At 43.9% G+C, this 20,797-nt stretch carries 15 protein-coding genes; 7 read left to right on the top strand and 8 right to left on the bottom strand.

Annotation, left to right across the window (positions count from 1 at the left end; all coding sequences use genetic code 11):
- Position 1: 1 nt before the first annotated feature.
- Positions 2–3,685 (bottom strand): DNA translocase FtsK 4TM domain-containing protein, encoded by a 3,684-nt coding sequence (locus M5X66_RS05510; protein ID WP_442959375.1) that lies wholly within the window; start codon positions 3,683–3,685, stop codon positions 2–4.
- 409 nt (positions 3,686–4,094) lie between these two features.
- Positions 4,095–4,589 carry a leucine-responsive transcriptional regulator Lrp gene (lrp, locus tag M5X66_RS05505; RefSeq protein WP_004918089.1) on the bottom strand — a complete coding sequence of 165 codons (495 nt, stop codon included), beginning with the start codon at positions 4,587–4,589 and terminating at the stop codon, positions 4,095–4,097.
- 553 nt (positions 4,590–5,142) lie between these two features.
- Between lrp and trxB the strand changes: the two genes are divergently transcribed.
- The 6 genes from trxB to infA all read left to right on the top strand — a co-directional run bounded on the left by trxB (position 5,143) and on the right by infA (position 12,917).
- The gene (trxB, locus tag M5X66_RS05500) at positions 5,143–6,105 is read left to right on the top strand and encodes a thioredoxin-disulfide reductase (protein ID WP_132494451.1); all 963 of its coding nucleotides are present in this window, start codon (positions 5,143–5,145) and stop codon (positions 6,103–6,105) included.
- Between the two features lie 202 nt (positions 6,106–6,307).
- Entirely contained in the window at positions 6,308–7,996 is a 1,689-nt protein-coding gene (locus M5X66_RS05495) for a DUF7057 domain-containing protein (protein ID WP_154637441.1), read from the top strand.
- A gap of 320 nt (positions 7,997–8,316) precedes the next feature.
- Entirely contained in the window at positions 8,317–10,083 is a 1,767-nt protein-coding gene (gene cydD, locus M5X66_RS05490) for a heme ABC transporter permease/ATP-binding protein CydD (protein ID WP_108478925.1), read from the top strand.
- Positions 10,084–10,085: 2 nt separating this feature from the next.
- Complete coding sequence (gene cydC, locus M5X66_RS05485; RefSeq protein WP_270103921.1) at positions 10,086–11,828, top strand: heme ABC transporter ATP-binding protein/permease CydC; 1,743 nt, start codon at positions 10,086–10,088, stop codon at positions 11,826–11,828.
- A gap of 8 nt (positions 11,829–11,836) precedes the next feature.
- On the top strand, positions 11,837–12,559 hold the full coding sequence (gene aat, locus M5X66_RS05480) for a leucyl/phenylalanyl-tRNA--protein transferase (RefSeq protein ID WP_036951842.1): 723 nt from the start codon (positions 11,837–11,839) through the stop codon (positions 12,557–12,559).
- A 139-nt stretch (positions 12,560–12,698) separates the two neighbouring features.
- Positions 12,699–12,917 (top strand): translation initiation factor IF-1, encoded by a 219-nt coding sequence (gene infA / locus M5X66_RS05475; RefSeq protein ID WP_004244560.1) that lies wholly within the window; start codon positions 12,699–12,701, stop codon positions 12,915–12,917.
- A 67-nt stretch (positions 12,918–12,984) separates the two neighbouring features.
- Here the strand turns inward: infA and clpA are convergent, their stop codons facing one another.
- Positions 12,985–15,270 (bottom strand): ATP-dependent Clp protease ATP-binding subunit ClpA, encoded by a 2,286-nt coding sequence (clpA, locus tag M5X66_RS05470; protein ID WP_036951845.1) that lies wholly within the window; start codon positions 15,268–15,270, stop codon positions 12,985–12,987.
- 31 nt (positions 15,271–15,301) lie between these two features.
- Positions 15,302–15,622 (bottom strand): ATP-dependent Clp protease adapter ClpS, encoded by a 321-nt coding sequence (clpS, locus tag M5X66_RS05465; RefSeq protein ID WP_036951847.1) that lies wholly within the window; start codon positions 15,620–15,622, stop codon positions 15,302–15,304.
- 409 nt (positions 15,623–16,031) lie between these two features.
- On the opposite strand from clpS, the gene cspD reads away from it, so the two are divergent.
- Entirely contained in the window at positions 16,032–16,265 is a 234-nt protein-coding gene (gene cspD, locus M5X66_RS05460) for a cold shock domain-containing protein CspD (protein ID WP_036951850.1), read from the top strand.
- Positions 16,266–16,368: 103 nt separating this feature from the next.
- On the opposite strand, the gene M5X66_RS05455 is transcribed toward cspD, so the two are convergent.
- From M5X66_RS05455 to M5X66_RS05440, 4 genes are all read right to left on the bottom strand, one after another.
- Positions 16,369–17,304 carry a DUF1177 domain-containing protein gene (locus M5X66_RS05455; RefSeq protein ID WP_108478965.1) on the bottom strand — a complete coding sequence of 312 codons (936 nt, stop codon included), beginning with the start codon at positions 17,302–17,304 and terminating at the stop codon, positions 16,369–16,371.
- A 222-nt stretch (positions 17,305–17,526) separates the two neighbouring features.
- Positions 17,527–18,273, bottom strand: coding sequence for an IclR family transcriptional regulator (locus tag M5X66_RS05450; RefSeq protein WP_036983690.1), 747 nt, complete (start codon positions 18,271–18,273; stop codon positions 17,527–17,529).
- Positions 18,270–19,103: a nitrilase-related carbon-nitrogen hydrolase gene (locus M5X66_RS05445; protein WP_036951854.1), complete on the bottom strand. Its 834-nt coding sequence runs from the start codon at positions 19,101–19,103 to the stop codon at positions 18,270–18,272. Before M5X66_RS05445 ends, M5X66_RS05450 begins: the two co-directional genes overlap by 4 nt.
- A 10-nt stretch (positions 19,104–19,113) precedes the next feature.
- The gene (locus M5X66_RS05440; protein WP_154599926.1) at positions 19,114–20,460 is read right to left on the bottom strand and encodes a purine-cytosine permease family protein; all 1,347 of its coding nucleotides are present in this window, start codon (positions 20,458–20,460) and stop codon (positions 19,114–19,116) included.
- Positions 20,461–20,797: the final 337 nt, after the last annotated feature.

Raw genomic sequence — 20,797 nt, 5'->3', positions numbered from 1 at the left:
ATTAATATCCCATTGATGGCGGGGCTAATACTTCTCGGTTTCCATTATGCCCCGGTTCACTGACAATCCCTTGATCTTCCATTTGCTCAACAATCCGAGCTGCACGGTTGTAACCGATACGGAATTGACGTTGTACACCGGAGATGGATACCCTTTGTTTTTCAACAACAAATTCGACAGCTTGATCAAATAACGGGTCGAGATCCTCATCACCATTATCTGAACTTCCACCGCCTTCACTATCATCGCTACATGTCGTGATGCTATCAATATATTGCGGTTTCCCGCGTGCTTTCCAATCATTTACGACAGCGTGAACTTCTTGGTCACGGACAAATGCACCGTGAACACGCACTGGAATCGATGAGTTTGGTGGCAGATACAGCATATCCCCCATACCCAGCAGTGATTCAGCACCACCTTGGTCAAGAATAGTGCGCGAGTCAATCTTACTCGATACCGTAAAGGCGATACGCGTTGGAATATTGGCTTTAATTAACCCAGTAATGATGTCAACCGATGGACGTTGGGTCGCTAAAACGAGGTGGATACCGGCTGCACGCGCTTTTTGTGCTAAACGAGCAATCAACTCTTCCACTTTCTTCCCTGCGGTCATCATTAAGTCCGCAAATTCGTCCACCATCACCACGATATAAGGTTCTTTTTTCAGCATTGGATGTTCCATATCCATACTGTCGCCAGGCTTCCAGAATGGATCTGGGATTGGGCGATTCATATCCGCTGCCGCTTTAATTTTGTCGTTGTAACCCGCGAGATTACGTACGCCTAATGCTGACATCAGTTTATAACGGCGTTCCATTTCATTGACACACCAACGTAGCGCATTCGCTGCATCTTTCATGTCAGTAACGACTTCAGTTAACAGGTGCGGGATCCCTTCATAGATAGAAAGTTCCAGCATTTTCGGGTCTATCATAATAAAGCGAACATCTTCAGGCTTCGCTTTATATAAGATACTCAGGATCATCGCATTGACCCCAACCGACTTACCGGATCCCGTTGTACCCGCCACTAATAAGTGCGGCATTTTTGCCAAGTCGGCAACAACCGGATCACCTTCGATATCTTTCCCTAAAACAATCGTCAGCGGCGATGGATTTTTTCTAAAATCATCACAGTCTAAAACTTCACTCAAATAAACGGTTTGGCGTTTTTCATTCGGTAACTCTAAACCAACATAGGGTTTACCTGGAATCACCTCAACAACACGAACCGCTGTTGTCGACAATGAACGCGCAAGATCTCGAGATAACGTGGAAATTCGAGCTGCTTTCACTCCCGGCGCAAGATCCAACTCAAAACGGGTGATTACGGGACCTGGAGAGAAGCCAACCACTTCAGCTTTAACCCGATAATCGTTCAAGCGTGCTTCAATTAACCTTGCGGTTTGCTCTAATTTGAACATATCCACTGGCTCTTCTTGCTCTGGTGGACTCGCCAGTAGGTCAAGCGACGGCATTGGCGTCGTTGGTTTCGGTAACGGTTGGTCGTTACGTACTAAGAATGGGTGGAATAAACTATCCTGCTGTGGCTGCTGTGGCTGCTGTGGCTGCTGTGGCTGCTGTGGCTGCTGTGGCTGCTGTGGCTGCTGTGGCTGCTGTGGCTGCTGTGCTGCAGTTTGAGGCTGCCCCGCAGGATGAGCAACAAATTCATTTCCATTATTTGCCGGTGTTATTGGCTGTTCTTGCGTTATCGAATGTGCTTGCACTGGCGGTTCGGTAAATGACGGCATAAACAGCGGCGCTGCAGGTTCATCATCGACTAAATCATCCACCGGCGAGAAACGCTCAAATGCCGATAATGGCGTACTTAAATCAATTTTAGGTTCAAAATCATCCAGATCATTATCCTGCTCATGCTCATCATCAGCATGGGCAGTAAAGCGATGGATATCTGAAGGTGAAGTTGGCTCTATTTGCTTTGTAGGCTCAAAAGCTGGCGTAAATGCTGGAGCAGAAGCCCAACGATGTTCAATTTCTGGCTGAGTAAACGTACTCGCAGGCATATAATCTTGATGAGTTTCTGGCTCTGGCGCAATATCTGAAGCGGCAACAGAATCAACCGCAGGCTGGTTAACCTGGAATGCAGCGTCAAACTCCTGCATATCCGTATCTGGCTCGCCGTAGCGTTGACGTTGCTGCTCTAAGAATTGAACGCGCAACAACCTTTCTTGCTCTAGCTCATCATTAGTTTTCACTTCATTTTCAGGTTCTTCAGTCGCAGACCATTGCTGATATACCTGCTCACGCTGAGAGGCCTCTTCTTGACGACGTTGAAGCTCTGCATCACGCTGAGATGGAATACGAATACCATACAGCTCACGGCGAGTCGGTAAACGAACTGGATTTGGACGAGGTAATTCTGGCTCCAGATTCTTTTTCACTTGCGCGTGGCGTTCCATCGCTGCAATCGAAATACCCGCAGCTGCTAACGCCGCAGGATCGGCAACACGGCTAGTTACCGAGGATTCACTCACGTCAGGGCTTCCCATATCAATGGTTGGCTCTAAAGGCGTAAACTGTGGCGATGTAAATACTGGGGCTGTAGGCTTAGACTCAAAAACAGGTTCCGGAGCAAAAACGGGCTCAGGCGTAAATGTTGGTTCTTGAGGCATAACAGGCGCAGGAGAAGATGCCTGAGTCGGTGCCACTTGAGGCTGATAATCATCAGGCACTTCAAAATGGTAAGTTTGCGGCTCTTTGGTCGCTGAAGGCTCTTCTGTCGCGGAAAATGTCGGTAAAGCTGTATTTTCTGCTGGTTGAGCAATAAAGGTAGGCTGCTCTGCCAAAGAAGCGCTTGGCTGGGCTTGCTCAATAATGGATTGCGGCGCAGCCGTTAATAGAGGATCCGCCATAACCTGTGGCTCAGTCGCAAGCTGCACATCCTCAGAAACGAGCTCAGAGACTGTTGGGGCGGAAAACAGAACATCATCCGCATCAAATTGTTGGTTTTCATCATTTGCTTGATGTTCAGCGATTTGAGCACGCTGTAGCGCCTCTTCCGTCTCTTCAACATCATAATCGTAGTCATCAAGTTCATCACCACGGGCACGGTTTGTTAGCAATGTGATAGGAAGTAATATCCCTGCCCCTATTTTTTCTGCGATCGTCAGCCAAGACCAACCCGTGAATAGGGTGAAACTGATTGCCCAGAGGAATAACAGCGCCAAGGTAGCGCCCAATGAGTTAAACCACGGCATAATTGCATTACTGAATACACTACCAATGACCCCGCCAGAGGCGAAGTTGGGTAAATCATCAAAGTTGAGCGCGGCTAAACCACAAGATGAAAGGATCAGCGCTAACCCGCCAATGAGGCGTAAAGAGAGCGAGAAAAAGTCAATATAGCGGCGTTGGCTTTCATAGTGATAAATTGCCCAACACCCGAGTAACAATAATGGCGGGATCGCAAACGCGAGAATACCAAATGCAGAAAACAGGATATCCGCACTCCATGAGCCAATACTTCCCCCTAAATTTTTAACGGGGGCATCCCAGTTAGTTTGCGACCAACTCGGGTCAGAAGGATTAAAACTCCATAGCGCGACCATAAGAAAAATCGCACAGAGGCAGATTGCCAACAAAATCACCTCTAATAGCCGTCTGCCGCTACTGAGCTTTTTAAATTTGATGTACTTATCTTCGGTATATTCTTGGCTCATTATTGTTTCTTTACTGACTGATGTTCTTGCTTAATACGTGATTATCCTATGATTATTCTAACACTAATCCCCTAAACGCGCCTGCATTAAGACGATTAAGACAAATTATCACACCATAGAGACCATAAGACTCAGTATTTCATCTTACGAATAGGGTTTCAAACTCTATTTAAGGTCAAAATTCTTAATTGTTTATAGCTTTAAAATCAATAAATTGAAATGAAAATTTCTGACTAATTTTGAGTCTATCGCAGACAGTGACGAGAGAATGTTCGAAAAAGAACCATTGGGAGAATTAAAGAGAAAAATCATGGTGCTTAAAAACGGAACAACGCTGAGTAAACCCAGCGTTGAAACAGCAGTGCGACAACAATGCAGATTGCTGTGCAGGAATGATGCACACAAAGCGCAATTAGCGAGTTTTAATCACTAAGCGGTTGCTTTGTTTCACTTCTTCCATAACTACGTAGGTACGAGTGTCATTTACACCCGGAAGGCGTAATAACGTTTCACCTAGCAGTTTACGATATGCGGACATATCTGGCACACGCGTTTTCAACAGATAGTCAAAGTCACCGGAAACGAGGTGACACTCTTGAATTTCTTCAAGTTTTTGAACTGCTGTGTTGAATTGTTCGAACACATCTGGCGCGCCACGGTTTAAAGTGATTTCAACGAAAACCAGCAGCGATGCATCTAAATAATGTGGATTCAACAGTGCGGTATAACCAGAAATGAAACCCTGTCTTTCAAGACGACGAACACGCTCTAAACATGGCGTTGGAGATAAACCAACACGCTTAGATAGTTCAACGTTAGAGATACGCCCGTCTTTTTGCAATTCGTTCAGTATATTCCTGTCAATACGGTCAAGGTCTTTGCCAGGACGCTTTTTATTGTCAATCATCTCTTATCTCTCTTTCTTTAATTGTTATTTTCTACATCTTATAAAACGGCACCATCTATACGTCAGTCTTCCTAAGCGGACTAGCGGGCGTGGAACCTATTCTATTCGTCATAACTGAAGTTCTCGTAAACCGAAACATATTTACTTTTGGAGCGGCTTACAATCGTCGCGACATTGCTTGAATGTGTGACGTAAAGTTAATTTTCCAGTAAGAACAAAAATACGCCATTTCCATTGACCTGCTAGATAATTAACTCTTAGATAGATGTTTTCGCAAATGCGCAGCCGATTGTCAAAGTAAATGAATAAAAATCAGTACAAGATTTCGGTTTTTTTTTCAGTAAAACGTTTCGCAGACGCAATTCAAGATAATTCCTAAAATTACCGTTTCGTGATTAAAGCACTTTCCCTCTCATTTTTTAACTCTTAATTGGTATTACCTATCAGAAAAATTTGTCCCCTCCACATCAATGAATGGTTAAATCACTTTTGTTACCCCCCTATTTCTCCTACAATCGTCCTTATGCTTTTTTGAGACTAAAAAGAGGAATTCATGAGCACAACCACACATCGTAAGTTAATCATTTTAGGTTCAGGCCCTGCAGGTTATACCGCAGCCGTTTACGCAGCTCGCGCAAATTTACACCCTGCACTGATTACTGGGGTGGAAAAAGGCGGCCAATTAACCACAACCACGGAAGTTGAAAACTGGCCGGGTGATCCTGAAGGTTTAACAGGTCCAGGACTCATGGAACGCATGCATGCTCATGCGGAAAAATTCGAAACTGAAATCATCAACGACCACATTACAAAAGTGGATTTCCAGCAGCGCCCTTTCCGCCTGTTTGGTGATGATACAGAATATACGTGTGACGCATTGATCATTGCGACAGGCGCGTCTGCTCGTTACATCGGTCTACCATCAGAAGAAGCATTTAAAGGTCGCGGTGTTTCTGCTTGTGCAACTTGTGACGGTTTCTTCTATCGTAACCAAAAAGTTGCGGTTGTCGGTGGTGGTAATACTGCCGTTGAAGAAGCGCTGTATCTTTCTAATATCGCGTCTGAAGTACATTTGATTCACCGCCGCGATAGCTTTAGAGCGGAAAAAATTCTAGTTAATCGCCTGATGGATAAAGTTGAAAATGGGAACATCGTTCTGCATACCGACAATACATTAGACGAAGTTCTGGGCGATGATATGGGCGTTACAGGCGTTCGTTTACGTTGTACCAAAACCGATAAAACAGAAGATGTTGCTGTTATGGGCGCCTTTATTGCTATCGGCCATAGCCCTAACACCGCAATTTTTGACGGTCAGTTAGCCTTAAATAATGGCTATATTAAAGTGCAATCCGGCACCAACGGTAACGCAACTCAAACATCCGTTGAAGGAATTTTTGCTGCTGGCGATGTTATGGATCACATCTACCGCCAAGCAATTACTTCAGCCGGTACTGGCTGCATGGCAGCATTAGATGCGGAACGTTACCTAGACGGGTTAGCAGACAAGAAATAATTTTTTAATCTAAAAATAGAAGCCCCATTTTTGCGTTGTCGTTCATTAAGTTCGCAGCGAAATAGAATGGGGCTTTTTATTTATTCCTATTTTAAAAATAAAGCGCTATTCCATTCTGAATTAGGAGCAAGTTTATATTCCTCTTTTTACCCCATGCCTATACTCAATTTAATTATCTTGTTCATTCAAATAAGGAAGTGACATGGAGCCTCAAACGCAAAAAGAGCCCAACTTTATGGGTTCACTTAATAAGCTGGCGTATTTCATTGTTATCTTGCTATCGGTTATTCAAGGAATTGTCATCACCGCCACTCTTGATTATTCCATAGAAATTCCATTAAGCCCTACATGGGCTTATTTACCCATGATGTTGGCTATTTTTGTTCCTTCGGTTATCAGCTTTCTTATTACCAATGCCAAGCAAGCGGTGTTTTATTTCAATATTATCCTAACGATTGTGCTTGTTTTTTGGATCAATACTTGGCAAAGCCTTGATATTGGTACTTCTGATAACAATGACCCATTCCTCTCTATTACGACGCTCACTGTCCTGATTTTTTTCATATTGCCTTGGATGCAAAACCGCCAAGCCACAGGAACCTGGAAAGCTGATTACAGCTGCTTAGTCGGGCACTATTTCCGTAACACCTTATTTGGTCTTTTCGCCTGTGCCATTGGGGGCTTACTAGCGCTGATTGTCAAGCAAGCCAGCTTTTTATTCGGCATTGTCAATCTATCAACACTCAGCCAATTTCTTGGTCACTATATTGTCCTTTGGATAGCATTTTTAGTTGGTTTTAATACTAGCTTGCTCTTTTTACGTTCCAAATTGGTGATGCAACTGAACAACATCGCCAAATATTTCTCGCAATTTTTCCTACCCTTACTCAGTTTAATCGCCGTAATTTTCTTAGCTGGCTTGGTTGTATCCATATTAACTGGTGTGCATTACACAGCTTCAGAGCTAGGTTCTGGCACCATGCTTTGCTTTGTGATTTTAAATATTATATTTATTAATGCCCTTTATGGCGATGGCACAACCCAATTCCAATTTAAACCTATTATCAATGGCTTTGTACTGATCAGCATCGTTCTACTAAATGCATTTTCTGCACTTTCTCTGTACGGTATTTTCGTTCGTGTTAGCCAATATAGCTGGAGTGTGAGCAGGCTATATGCATTTACTATTGCACTATTTTTAGCCCTGATTATTTTAGCTTACAGCATCACAATCATAGTAAAACAACGCCGCTGGGCATTCTCCCTCGGTAGGATAAATAAGGTCGCTATTCTAGGTTTAATCGCCACAATCTTAGTCATTAATAGCCCTATTGGTGATTTCCAACGCATTGCGGTCAACAGCATTATGGCGGCTGTTGAAAAAGGCAAAATTAAAATTAACTACGATTTATCTTATGACTTAGAGAAATTAGGAGTGCAAGGAAAAGAGGCGTTAGCAAAATTGGAGCAAGACCCTGATACGAAAGCACAGCTCAAAGTTGGCGCTTACTCTGATGTCCCTAAACCACTTAAAGACGTTCTTATCATCGCCAAAGGCAGCCAACCATTGCCACAAAGCTGGTTTGATATGGAGGACGGAATCCGCGACGCATGGAATTGCACCAATTATTACAGTAATTATGAATGCCTTGGATTTATGGCCGATGCAAACAACGATGGGACTGACGACGTGGTGATGTGCTACTCCATACCCGAGTCCCTTGATTATGAATGTACTATTTGGCAGTCCGCGGATAACACATGGAAATTAGTGGATACGCAAAGAGAGGTATTCGATGATATGCAATTCAAAAAAACAGCATGGGATAAGCTACTCAACAACCAGTTTATGTTGAAACCAAAAACCTGGTTGCAAATTGTTCCTGAATAACACACAAAAATCCCCCAAAATTATTTCAACCTAAAATGTAGGTGGCTTAACAATTATAAATTAAGCCACCTTATTTTTTCTTTGTAATAACGGTAACATCCTCTGTTAGTTCAAATTTAATTATATTACGCCCATATAATTTACCTTTATAAAACATATCGATAACAAAAATTGTTCTATTCAAATAACTGGCTTTTATTATGTAACATATCTGATGGAAGCTGTTATGATAGGCAAAAATTCGGTTAGATTTGATGACAAAGTCAACTATCTTAACTGCACTCAATAACATGAAAACTACACCTGCTAACTAAATCATTATGGATAAATCAAGACAGACTGAATTGGTGCGTTGGTTAAAGCAACACAGCGCTCCTGCTAAGCGTTGGCTCCGAATTTCTATGCTATTAGGCATAGTCAGCGGTTTATTAATTATTGCGCAGGCTTGGTTCCTCGCTGTGATCCTTCAAGCCCTCATGATGGACCACATTCCACGAGAGCAACTCCTCACTGACTTTGCATTATTAATTAGTGTCTTTATTTTACGCGGTGTTGTTCACTATCTTCGTGAACGCGCGGGCTACCGATGTGGACAAGTTGTCAGGCAGCAAGTCCGCGGTATGGTATTAGATAAACTGCAAGAGTTAGGCCCTGTCTGGGTCAAGGGTAAGCCAGCAGGAAGCTGGGCAACGATTATTCTTGAGCAGATTGAAGACATGCAGGATTACTATTCTCGCTATCTTCCGCAAATGTATTTAGCCACCATCATCCCAATCATGATCTTGATTGCCATCTTCCCATTTAACTGGGCAGCTGCGCTGATTTTATTTGCAACCGCACCGTTAATTCCGATTTTCATGGCGCTGGTAGGACTCGGTGCTGCCGATGCTAACCGCCGTAACTTCCTTGCCTTAAGCCGTTTGAGTGGTAGTTTCCTCGACCGTTTACGAGGATTAGACACCCTACGCTTATTTTTCCGTGGCAAAGCTGAAGTCTCCCAGATTCGTGAATCCACCGAAGACTTCCGTTCTCGCACCATGGAAGTGCTGCGTATGGCATTTTTATCGTCGGGAGTCTTAGAGTTTTTCGCATCAATCTCCATTGCAGTTGTCGCCGTTTATTTCGGATTCTCTTATCTTGGAGAGTTAAGTTTCGGTAGTTATGGTCTGCCAGTCACATTATTTGCAGGTTTCCTTGCGCTGATTTTATCCCCAGAATTTTTCCAGCCGCTGCGCGACCTAGGCACTTACTATCATGCAAAAGCCCAAGCAGTAGGCGCCGCGGAATCTCTGGTGACCTTACTCGAAAGTCAAGGTGACGAACAATTACCACAAGGCGATAAGGTAATTGATGAACAACCTATTCGCATTGAAGCCAAGCAGCTAGAAGTTCTCTCCCATGATGGCACTATCCTAGCGGGTCCTCTCGATTTCACCATTGAGCCGCAACAACGCATCGCCTTAGTAGGTCAAAGTGGTGCGGGTAAAAGCTCCCTATTAAACTTATTACTTGGCTTCTTGCCTTACCGTGGTTCCATCACTATTAATGGCAATGAGCTCAATCAATTATGCCCTGAACAGTGGCGTGCTTTGGTCGGCTGGGTTGGGCAAAACCCACATTTACCTGAACAAACGTTGCAGGAAAATATTTGCCTAGGAAAACCCAATGCAACTGAATCAGAAATTCAGTCTGCGATCGAAAAAGCCTATGTCGCGGAATTTTTGCCAAACTTACCGGATGGGTTAAATACTCGCTTAGGTGATTTCGCAGCACGTCTTTCTGTTGGGCAAGCCCAGCGTGTCGCTGTCGCTCGTGTACTCTTAAAACCCTCTCGCTTGTTGCTATTAGATGAGCCAGCTGCCAGCTTAGATGCTCACAGCGAACAGCGCGTGATGGAAACATTGAATCAATTATCTGAGCAGCAAACCACGTTATTAGTGACCCATTTACTGGAAGAAACCATGGATTACGACCAAATTTGGGTCATGTCTAACGGAAAAATTATCCAGCGTGGTGATTACCAACAACTGAGCCAGTCTGAAGGTGCTTTTGCCCAGTTACTCGCTCATCGCCAAGAGGAGCTTTGAAAATGAAAGTGTTACTCCCCTTCTTAGCCCTCTATCGCCGTCATTGGTTTTTGATTTCCTTAGGGATCATTCTGGCGATTGTCACGCTGCTTTCCAGTATTGGTCTTCTCACGTTATCGGGATGGTTCTTAGCTGGTGCGGCTATCGTCGGTGCACCGGGGATATTTTTCTTTAACTATATGTTGCCTGCGGCTGGGGTTCGTGGTGCGGCTATTTTCCGTACCGCAGGACGCTACGCCGAGCGCTTAGTCAGCCACGATGCGACATTTAAAGTTTTAGCACATCTGCGCGTGTTCGCCTTCAGTAAGGTATTACCGCTCTCTCCGGGTGGGATCAGCCGTTTCCGCCAAGGAGATCTATTAAACCGACTAGTTGCGGATGTCGAAACCCTAGACCACCTTTACTTGCGTGTTCTCTCGCCGATTGTCAGTGCTTTCTTTGTCACGTTTATCCTGATCATTGGTTTAAGTTTCCTTGATCCTCGCCTTGCATGGACATTAGGTGGCGTTATGCTGTTCCTGCTGTTTACGATGCCATTTGTATTTTATCGTGCAGGTAAACCGATTGGACGCGAACTGACTGAACTGCGCGGAAATTACCGCACAGTATTAACTTCAGCATTGCAAGGTCAAGCCGAATTAGCCTTGTTTGGCGCGACTGCGCGTTTTCGTCAAAATTTATCAAACATCGAAAATTCATGGCAAGGTCGCCAGCAGCAACAAGCGGCACTGACAGGTTTATCTCAAGCCATCATTCTGTGTGCATCAGGACTAACCGCGACCTTGCTTTTATGGATGGCAGCTGAACATGTTGGCGGAAATACACAACCCGGTGCGCTGATTGCCTTATTTGTTTTCTGTGCATTAGCCTCGTTTGAAGCCTTAGGGCCTGTTGCCGTCGCATTCCAACATATGGGGCAAGTGATTGCCTCAGCCACTCGCGTTTCTCAGTTAATGCATGCAAAACCGGAAGTTAGCTTTGTCAGCCAAGGCACTACGCTCGATTCTCTTGAGAGCCTGACCATCGATAACGTCACATTCACTTATCCAGAACAGCCTTTCGCCGTATTGAAAAATGTCTCCTTGTCGATTAAACAAGGCCAACACATTGCGTTATTAGGGAAAACGGGCTGTGGCAAATCCACTCTGCTTCAATTGCTCACCCGCGCTTGGGATGTAGACAATGGCGTGATATCGATTAATGGTCAACCAATTCAAGCTTATAGCGAAGAAGCGCTACGTAGCGTAATGTCTGTGGTTCCTCAGCGCGTTCATGTGTTCAGTGATACCCTGCGCAACAATTTACTATTAGCCAACGAACAAGCCTCAGATGAGCAACTTTGCGATGTACTCACCCAAGTGGGCTTAGATAATTTATTGGATAATCAACTAAAATTAAACGCATGGATGGGTGAAGGCGGTCGTCAATTATCAGGAGGTGAGCAACGCCGCTTAGGTATCGCTCGTGCCCTTCTGCACAATGCGCCACTTATCTTAATGGATGAGCCAACCGAAGGGTTAGATGCGCATACTGAACAGCAAATTCTTAGCTTGCTCAAACAAAAATGTGCTGACAAAACGCTACTGGTGATCACCCATCGTATGCAAGGGTTAGAACAAATGGATACCATTTGTGTGATGGATAATGGCGAAATTATTGAGCAAGGCTCACACCCGGCATTGTTAGCTGAGCAAGGTCGTTATTATCAGTTCCGTCAACGTCATTTGGTTCAGCAAACTCGCTGAGGTGCACCATGTACCAATTGGACGATGATTCATACCTGTTCCCGCCCGTGTCTGAAGCGATGCGGGAACCTAATGGGTTACTGGCGATCGGCGGTGATTTATCATCTCGACGCTTACAAGCGGCTTACTATGATGGCATTTTTCCGTGGTTTAACCCAGGTGAAGTCCCATTGTGGTGGTCTCCTGATCCGCGAGCAGTCTTGAAAGTGGGCGACCTGCATATCAGCCGTTCCATGGTCAAGACATTAAAAAAATCCCTTTATCGCATTACCATAAATCATGCGTTCAAAGAGGTGATAGCGGCTTGTGCTGTACGCAAGGAAGGCACGTGGATCCTACCCTCTGTGCAAGCGGGCTATCTCGCACTACACCAAGAGGGACACGCCCACTCTATTGAGGCGTGGCATGGTGATCAGCTGGTGGGGGGCTTGTATGGCGTGAACATGGGGCACCTGTTTTGTGGGGAGTCAATGTTCAGTAGAATGAATGATGCATCCAAATGTGCTTTTATTACATTCTATTTTCATTTTTTGCGCTATAATGGGCAACTTTTTGATTGTCAGGTACTTAACCACCACACCGCTTCACTTGGCGCGACGGAGATCTCCCGCAGGGATTTTCTGCATATTCTTTATCGGTGGCGTGACCTGCGGATTGACCCAGCATGCTGGTTACCACAGTCAATTGATTTACCTCAATCATTTGAAAAATCACCACTTTTTAAGCGATAGAAAGTGGCAACACAGTAATTTTATCCCCAACTATTTTAAAGAAAGATCGCTTTAAAATGCGACACTTCTTTACTTAGTGTGGGTTTTTGGGCATTATCTTGCCCGTAAAAAATCACGGTTATTAGACTTAGAGGATTAGATGGCCAAAGAAGATAATATTGAAATGCAGGGAACCGTTTTGGATACCCTGCCAAATACAATGTTCCGCGTTGAACTGGAAAACGGTCACGTCGTGACTGCGCACATCTCTGGTAAAATGCGTAAAAACTACATCCGCATTCTGACAGGCGACAAGGTAACTGTAGAGTTAACTCCTTACGACCTGAGCAAAGGCCGCATCATTTTCCGTAGCCGCTGATTTTCGATTTTCAGGCAAGGCCTGACAAGACCACAGGTGCCTAAGACACCTGTGGTACTAGTTATTGTCAGATTACAGCATCCTCTGGAGAGGCCTTGTGTACGCTACTGAAGCTGTATGTCAGTGTGTGACTCTTTTCATCAAGCCCGATACTCACCGAGCCGCCATTTGTTAACGAACCAAATAACAGTTCATTTGCCAATGGTTTCTTCAGGTTGTCCTGAATGACACGCGCCATAGGTCGGGCACCCATTGCTTTGTCATACCCTTTCTCGCACAACCAACGACGAGCTGCTTGGCTGACCTCAATCGAGACACCCTTCTCATCCAACTGGGCTTGCAGCTCAACAATGAATTTATCAACCACTTGCGTGATGATATCCATCGACAGCGCATTAAACCAAATAATGCCATCAAGACGGTTACGGAATTCCGGTGAAAATGCCTTTTTAATTTCAGACATCGCATCCGTACTATTATCTTGCTCTGCAAAGCCTATCGAACGGCGCTGAGTTTCTTGTACCCCTGCGTTGGTAGTCATTACCACAATAACATTACGGAAATCCGCTTTACGTCCGTTATTATCCGTCAGCGTACCGTGATCCATCACTTGCAGAAGAATGTTAAACACATCAGGGTGCGCTTTTTCAATTTCGTCCAATAACACGACGGAATGCGGATGCTTAATGACGGCATCGGTCAGTAAACCACCTTGGTCAAAACCAACATATCCCGGAGGAGCACCAATCAGTCGGCTAACTGTATGGCGTTCCATATATTCGGACATATCAAAGCGCAGCAGTTTCACATCCAATGCTTTTGCCAGCTGCACGGTGACTTCCGTTTTACCCACGCCAGTTGGTCCTGCAAACAAGAATGAGCCAACAGGTTTATGTTCTAACCCTAAGCCTGCGCGATTCATTTTAATCGCCTCAGACAGCGCCTCAATCGCTTTATCTTGTCCAAAGACTAACATCTTCAGGCGTGAGTCTAAGGTTCTCAAACGATCTTTATCGCTAGAGGAAACCGTTTTTTCTGGAATACGCGCAATACGCGCCACCACAGTTTCGATTTCAGGTACACCGATGGTTTTCTTGCGCTTGCTTGGCGCCACTAAACGGGTTCTAGCTCCCGCTTCATCGATAACATCAATCGCTTTATCCGGCAGATGGCGATCGGTAATGTATTTCACCGATAAATCCACCGCCGCCTGAATAGCTTTCGCGGTGTAGCGCACATCATGGTGAGACTCATATTTCGGTTTCAATCCATTAATGATACGCACGGTTTCTTCAGGGGTAGGTTCCACAATATCAATTTTTTGGAAACGTCGAGCCAGCGCTCTATCTTTCTCAAAGATATTGCTGAATTCTTGATAGGTAGTAGAGCCAATCACCCGGATACGCCCACTTGATAACAGCGGCTTAATCAAGTTTGCAGCGTCTACCTGTCCACCCGATGCCGCACCAGCACCGATAATCGTATGAATTTCATCGATAAACAGAATGCTTTTCGGGTCTTTTTCCAACATTTTCAGCAGCGCTTTAAAACGTTTTTCAAAATCACCGCGATATTTAGTACCTGCCAACAATGAGCCGATATCCAGTGAGTAGATTGTGCAATCTTTCATCACTTCAGGCACATCATTTTGCTCAATACGCCATGCTAAGCCCTCGGCGATCGCCGTTTTACCTACGCCGGATTCCCCAACCAATAATGGATTATTTTTACGGCGACGGCACAACACTTGAATGGTACGCTCTAATTCAGCCTGACGTCCTACCAGCGGGTCGATATTCCCTTTCTTAGCCTGTTGATTTAGATTGGTGGTGAAGTTATCCATATGGTCTTCTGAGACCGGTTGCTCTTCACTTGGCGGTGTATTGTTTGCGGCATCATCCTCCGATGAAGAAGAATCTTCACCTTTAATGGTACCGTGGGAAATATAATTAACGACATCAAGGCGGCTAACATCATGCTTACGTAATAAATAAGCCGCCTGGGATTCTTGTTCGCTAAAAATTGCCACTAGCACATTCGCACCAGTCACTTCGCTGCGTCCTGATGATTGAACATGAAAAACAGCACGTTGCAGTACGCGCTGGAAACTCAAAGTCGGTTGAGTGTCTCGTGTATCATTCTCAGGTAATAGCGGCGTAGTTTGGGCAATAAAATGTTCGAGTTCTTGTCTCAGGGCAACCAAGTCGACCTTACAAGCCTCTAAAGCTTCACGCGCAGAGATATTGCTCAATAATGCCAGCAATAGGTGCTCCACAGTCATAAATTCATGGCGATTGTCTTTCGCTCTGGTAAAAGCAACATTTAGACTAAGCTCCAATTCTTGATTGAGCATAAGCACCTCCCAAAATTGATATTAAGACTCTTCAGACTTTCTCTATAGTACACAATAAAGGATATTCATGTTCCCTTGCAAAAGCATTGACTTGAGCGGCTTTTGTTTCTGCAACTTCAGCAGTATAGACACCGCAAATACCTTTACCTTGAAAATGTACATCTAACATTATCTGTGTAGCGCGTTCTTCATCAAAAGAAAAGTATTTTTGTAACACCTCAACAACAAAATCCATCGGAGTATAATCATCATTATTTAACAATACTTTATACATCGATGGTGGTTGCAGCGTCTTTTCAACTTCATCTTTAAAAATTGTGTCAGTTTTAAATGTGCCCAGAAAATCACTCATTACTTTCGTGCTCAGTCGTGTTGCTCAGTGTGGAAATTCAATTTAAGCATAGCCTTTATTATCAATGATATCTATTCACTAAATAGCAATTCAATAAAGCTAAGCCATTAAAAATACTTTGTCTTCATTTTGGTACTGAATTCTCAATTTATCCCAGTGTACCATGGGCTGATAACTAACTTATAGCATCTAAATTTTGTGATATACGTCAAAAAATTTAAAATTTCACGAAAAACGCTCATCGGATTATTTTCAGTTTATTCAAAAAGCCAAAATCCGACTCTTGACCAAATATCCCTATTCAATACAGTATGAAATGCGAGCGATTAACTTCGTATTTATACCTAGTTTGCATGTGTATTTTATGCATGTATATAAACAGTCAGTAGCAAACTTGAAGGACAGAAATATGAATACAGGTACGGTTAAGTGGTTCAATAATGCCAAAGGTTTTGGTTTTATTTGCCCAGAAGATGGCGGAGATGATGTATTTGCACATTATTCCACAATCCAGATGGATGGTTACCGGACACTCAAAGCGGGTCAAAAGGTCAGCTACACGCTTATGATTGACGGACCTAAAGGCGCGCATGCTACCGCCATTATCCCAATTATCGAAAGTGGTGAAGCGAAAACAGAATAAGCTAGGGTAATAGAGCACAGTTAATTATTTTTAAGGGGTAAATAATTAACTGTGGCTATTCCAAATTAACGACGTTCTAAATTAAGACAGTCTGCAACAAATATTATTGTTCATCCGTTGCCTGCAAATGATGCATATCACCATACAATTCAGTTAATAACTGATATTGCTCTTCATCATAGAACGCGCATTGCCCTTCACCGAAAGCTTTTGCGACTTCAATCATAAATTTCACAGTCGCAGCAATGTCTACTTCATGGCTGGCTCCCGTTGAACAACCCGGTACAACAGTTTCAGTGCAAATGGCGACACCAACAACCGGAACCGTCGTTGAAACTGCTGGTTGCATAATACTATTGAGGTGATGAAGCCCATTGCCATAAGGCGTGATATCTTGGATAGATAGCGGGAAAGTCACTGCATTTTGTCCGCTACTCCACTCCATTAAACGCAATAGATCCTCAGAAACAGGTAGGATATACCCCGATTTAACCGTCGGTGATAGCGCATAACCCTTATGGTTAATTAAGCGATTTCCTTTGGTGGTATCCACCGATAAAATTGCATCAGCTTCAGGGATCCCTTCATGAAGATTCATCGTTGCGTCTTCAAGGGGGGAATCCATAAAATCGACGGGTGTATGCGGACGAGTTGGCGCATTTGGACAGATATGCGTTGTAATGATCACATCCCCCTGTAATGCATCTCCTCTTTGCTGCATTTCAGCCAATTTTAATCCCGTTGTGATGGCAGCAATTGCGCCATCCGCATCAGAAACAACCCCAATGCGCGAAGGCCTGGCTCCCAATCCACCTAAACGCCCGATGATCCCTAACGTTGGTGCATTCTTACCTTGGGACTTGCCTTGTAAACCCGGAATGGTGATTCTGACGAAATCGCTTTGGCCTTTTTGATCGACAACCGTCGTTGAAATGACTTGAACTGAGGGGAAATCCTGGAACAACTGAACAACATCATGCCCACTAACATTCGCACAATCGAGCAGCTCATAAACGCACAAAGTTTGCTTTAGAGTCATTGTACTTCCTTTAATTCTAATTATTTTTTTTAGAGTTTTAGAGTAAACGGGCACCAAAGGAGCACCCGCTTACTCTGAATACCCCTTAACTAAAGACAAAGGGTATATTTCCTGATGAAGGCGTATTCACGCACTTTGAATGGTATTTAATTATTATTTACTGCAACTACTCATTACTGAACTTTTACTACTGATACTGCTGTATATCACAAGGTTTTTTGACTACTTGGTACTACGCTCTAACCAATAAGGATCCCCAACCATACATCCTAGGTAAGAAGCCTTACGGTAAAGATCTTGGGACAACTGCACGATAATCTCATCGGTCATTTGCGACGCAGGGAGACTCAAACACAACGCATACAACGTATTTTGTGAAGGGTCATATACTGTACTGGATACAGAAGCGACACCGGCAACTGACTCATTGACTGAAAACTCCCAACCTCGTTCAGTGATCACGCTAATGCGCTCATTTAAACTAGCTCGAGACTCTTCAGGCTCTAAATTAATTAAGTTTATGCGCTCATTTATCGGCAAACGTGCTAATAATGCGCGCCCCGTTGATGTGCCACCAATAGGTAAACGCGTTCCCGGCTGCGTAACCACTTGCAGCATGCTATTACCAATTCGTGCATGAACAACACGGACTTTATCTTCATCTAACGCAGATACATAACTGGTAAACCCCGTATCTTTCGTCAAACTGTCTAATGCTTCTAACGCCATATCAATTAAATGGTTCATGCCACGAGCTCGGTGGGCAATCTCCATAATCAACAAACCTGGACGATAAATCGGCGCGTTATTTTTCTTTTCGAGTAACCCAAGTTCTGCCATCTGCTTTAACAGACGTGACGCGGAGCTTTTCGGCATCGATAATTCATTGACCAACGTGGTGACCGTTAGCTCATTACCTGAGCGTAAAAATAGGCGATACACGTCGACAACACTTGTTAAAATACTCATACCTGAGTTTCCTGCACTAGCAAGCCATAATCCAGAGGCTTTCTATCTCTTAGATAAGGCACATTTAAACGCGTATATGCCTGAAGACGAAAATCAATCTCACCAACTAACAACTGTTCTTGTTCGCAAGATGCCTCACACAAAACTTGCCCACGCGGGCCCATAATTTTACTGCCACCAAATAGGTGTAAATCTTCTTCATGCCCCCAGCGATTGACCGCTAGAAGATGCGTGCCATTTTCTAAAGCACGACACGCTGTATTAATGTCCCACATATCGCGGTCTTGAATACACCAGGCAGAAGGCGCAATCAGTAACTCAGCGCCTTGTAAAGTGAGGATCCGCGCTACTTCAGGGAAGCCCATGTCGTAGCAAATCATCACACCAATTTTACCGATTGGCGTATCAAACACGGGGAAAGTATCCCCGTTTTTGAACCACTGTTTTTCAATACCAAACGCATGAACCTTACGAAATACACCGCTGATATTTTCACAGCCGGGATTCCATACACCCACTGAGTTATACACTTCACCTAGACGGCTACCGCGTTCGGCAAATCCCGCTACAATCGTGATATCTAAGCGGGAAGCCAATTGACTAAACATGCGATATGTTTCGCTGCCGTCAAAATCGCTGAGATCCCATAATTGAGTAGATAATAGATCACCACGATAACCGGTTGTGGCTAACTCAGGGAAACAGATAAGTTTTGCCCCTTGCGATGCCGCTTGTTCGCATAATTGCGCCATGCGTTGCAAATTACCCGTCTTATTCCCTAGCTCAGAATCGAACTGAGCTAGCGCAACTTTAACTCGGTTATCAGTCATCCATTTGCCCTCAATCTAAATGAGAAACTTGGCGGAAGTGAATGCCTTTTTCGCCTCGGAATGCCGCTAATAAGCGCATACCAATCCAATAAGCCACCGCACCAACCAGCAAAGAGTTCAACGCTGGGACACCAATATCTGCACCCAAAGGTCCTAGAGCAGAAGTTCCCCAACCAACAACGACCGCACAGCACCATGCCACTAAAGTTACTGGGTTATACGCTTCACAACGCGTTGGTAAAATGCCTTGTTCTCGGGTGATATCCAGCTCTTTTCTGTCACGTTTTAACAAGTAATAATCAACAACCATAATACCCGCGACAGGCGGAATCGAAATACCAAGATAAATTAAGAAACTAATAAAGTTATCTAAAATGCCTAACATGGAAGCCACAGTACCAAAAATACCAATAATCCATGTTAAATAACGGCGGTCAAAACGCTTATTAAAAATAGCGTTCAACAGTGTGGAGAAGCCGAGTGATGAAGAGTAGAGATTGATATCATTCATTTTAATTGTTGAGAAGATAACAATCGATGCACCTAGCAACCCAGTTAACGCCATCATCAAATCAAAAACTTGGCTTGTGCGTAATGCTAAAGCCATTAATACCGCTATCATGTTGACGAAAAGCTCGCCACAGAATGTACCAATCAACGTCATCCAGAACACATCTTTCGGCTTATGCATAAAGCGACTGATGTCTGGTGTTGTTACAGCAGAGATGATAAAACCACCCGCAACCATCGTAATTGCAGCTGGCATTGTCATTAAAGGCCCGGCAGGTTCAGTGGCATTAATTAATAAACTAATGTCCTGTCCCGATAATAAATTATAAGTTGCCCAACCTAGTGCGAATAAAAATAGCGGTGTTGAAATATTCGCGGTAATAGATAAAAAGCGATACCCATATACCGTAATAATTGTCACCGCAATGCCTGTAATAAGCGACCAGGTCCCTGGTGTTAGCACGTTAGTCGCTTTATACATACCATCCGCGAAGAAACCATTTTGGACACCGAACCAACCCATTAAGGAGATAGCAATGGCACCTCCAATTAATGCCGATCCTAGTTTTCCAAAACCAGACCACCGAGACAGTAGACTGATTGACATTCCTTCACGGCAAGCTGCCGCTCCGAGACCCCAACTGACGACCTGTAAAATTACAGAACCGAGCATTGTTGCCCAAAACGCCTGCCAAAACGTTAATCCATAACCAAGCGCTGCACCTAGCATCACTTGCGAAACGCAAGCGAGTGAACCGATACGGAGGATCAACACTTCATAAAACGGTCGACGAGCACTTTGCGGTACCCGCGCCAGAGAATAATCTTCACCTGCTTTATTTGCCATTTTTTATCCTGCTGTGTATGAGTCTTTACTTGTGATTTTTTGGCTTTTCGCTAAAGTTCCATTTAACGGAACTAGGTTTCATTTATTCTACAAGACGAATAATATCCACGATCGGTACTAAATCGCAAGTAGAATTTACCTTTTTGATAGCTTTTTTATTATCGGTTATTTAAATGGTAGGAGAAATAGGAGGGGGTAAAAACAAAATAAGCTGTAAATTAATAGGTTAAAAAAACCACATTTGATTAGAGAAATTTCACAAAATGAGTGTTCATCGATAGATAATTCTAATTTAGACACGCAAATATAGAGTAAATTATCTTTTCATTGCCGTTAA

The organism is Providencia sp. PROV188 (assembly GCF_027595165.1).
Taxonomy (GTDB): domain Bacteria; phylum Pseudomonadota; class Gammaproteobacteria; order Enterobacterales; family Enterobacteriaceae; genus Providencia; species Providencia lanzhouensis.
Note: the sequence above shows the minus strand (reverse complement) of the source record. Positions and strands in the feature narration are given on the sequence as shown.